The sequence below is a fragment of the Nocardioides sp. genome, assembly GCF_050699375.1.
GTDB lineage: Bacteria > Actinomycetota > Actinomycetes > Propionibacteriales > Nocardioidaceae > Nocardioides.
This window is the reverse complement of sequence record NZ_JBOHDN010000145.1, coordinates 1-1,689: the sequence shown is the minus strand read 5'-3', so window position 1 is coordinate 1,689 and position 1,689 is coordinate 1. Positions and strand designations below refer to the sequence as shown.

Annotated in this window: 3 protein-coding genes; 1 reads left to right on the top strand and 2 read right to left on the bottom strand. The window is 72.5% G+C overall.

Features of this window, described 5'->3' with window-relative positions:
- Both ACRDPS_RS10625 and ACRDPS_RS10620 read right to left on the bottom strand, forming a co-directional pair.
- Positions 1-353 (bottom strand): DUF429 domain-containing protein (locus tag ACRDPS_RS10625; protein ID WP_431501602.1); only part of this gene is annotated, 353 nt, incomplete at its 3' end.
- Between the two features lie 47 nt (positions 354-400).
- A complete protein-coding gene (locus ACRDPS_RS10620) occupies positions 401-1,099 on the bottom strand; it encodes a class I SAM-dependent methyltransferase (RefSeq protein WP_431501601.1) in 699 nt (232 codons plus the stop codon).
- 53 nt (positions 1,100-1,152) lie between these two features.
- Between ACRDPS_RS10620 and ACRDPS_RS10615 the strand changes: the two genes are divergently transcribed.
- On the top strand, positions 1,153-1,689 hold a 537-nt coding region (locus ACRDPS_RS10615), incomplete at its 3' end, for an AraC family ligand binding domain-containing protein (RefSeq protein ID WP_431501600.1).

The following is a 1,689-nucleotide window of genomic DNA, read 5'->3' as shown; positions in this document are numbered from 1 at the left end:
CGCCGGCCGGACCGCGGGTTCATGTCGAGCCCGAGCCGAGCCGCGATCCGGGCGCCTCGAGGCTGCTCGCTGAACTCCGGCTTGCTGGTGTTGGAGGGGTGCGCGCCGGCGTCGAAGCGAGCGAAGTCCTTGTTGAGCGCGGCCTCGGCCGGACGGTTGCCGGTGGGGTTGGTGACGATCAGGGGAGCGTCGATAGCGACGAGACAGTCGTCGACGTAGGGCTCCAGGGCGGCGACGATCTCGTCGTCGGTCTTGGCGGCAGAGACGTGCACGAGGCGGCCCTCCTCGTCCAGGACGGCCAGGCCGGTGGGCCTGCGCACGCCCCAGGCGAGGTCGACTCCGAGGAAGTACATGGGGCAAGACTGCCCGCCCGTGAGGCGCGGGTCTAACCCCCGGGCCGTCAGCGAGTCGCCTGCACGATCGTGATCGGCCCGAACCGGTGCTCGATGTGGTCGACCTCGCGGGCGTCGGCGAAGCCGGCGTCGGTCAGCAGGCTGACGATCGCGTTGTCGAGGTTGCGCTCGGTGTAGGCGTTCATCCCGTGCCGCCGGCGGCGCCCGTGACCGTGACTGTGGTTGTGGTCGTGGTCCGGCCCGTGGTCAGGGGCGCCGAAGTCGACGATGGTCACCCGCCCGCCCGGCCGGAGCACCCGGTAGGCCTCACGTCCGAACCCCTCGCGCCCGGCGTCGTCGACGTGGTGGAGCGCGAGCGAGGAGACGATGTGGTCGACGCTGCCGTCCTCGGGGAGCAGCCGGTCGGCATACCCCTGCACCAGCGAGAGACGTACGCCTCGCCGGCTCGCCTTCCGGGCGGCCATCCGCAGCGCGCTCGCGTCAGGATCGTGCCCGGTGACGACGGCGTCCGGGACGGCCCGGAGGACCGAGAAGGAGAGGTTGCCGGTGCCGGACCCGACGTCGAGGACCGTCTGCCCCGACTCGATGCCGGCGAGGCGGACCGTCCGTTCGTGGAGCGCGCGCACGCGGGCGAACCGGGTGAAGAGGTCGTAGAGGGGGAGGAGCCAGGTGCGGCCCATGCCGGGGAGGAAGGGACGGTCCTGTTCGCCCTCGGCGCGGCCATCGATGATCTGTATGGTGGTCATATGTCCAGGATGGGACAGATTGCGGACGAGTGGTGGGAAGGGAGTCGGTGACGATGGGACGATCCTTGGTCTCGGCGCCGCCGAGCACACGTTCCGTACGCACGGTGCGTGCCGACGGCACCCCCGTCTACCGCTGGGACCAGCGCCCCGGCGTACCCGCGGTCAGGGTCGTCCCCCTCGACCCCGACTGCGAGCGGGAGCACCTGCCGCCCGACTACCGGCACGCCCACGACTTCTGGGTGCTGGCCTACGTCGAGCGCGGCGGCGGCACCATCGACATCGACGGCAAGCAGGTGACGCTGCGCGCCGGGCAGGTCCACGCGCTTCCGCCCGGCGAGGTCATCGCCGCCGAGTCGATCGCCGAGCTCACCCACGCCCGGGCGTCGTCGGTCGCGTTCACCCCGGACGCCGTGCCCTCCCTCGCCTCCATCTCGCCACTCACCTGGGCCCACCACCCGCTCCTGGCCCTCTTCGCCGCCGACGGCCACCGCGCCGTGGTCCCCGAAGCCGAGCGCCCGCGCTGGCAGGCCTGGATCGCCGACCTCGACGAGGAGCTGCGCGACCCCGGCCGCCTCGGCGCCCACGACGCC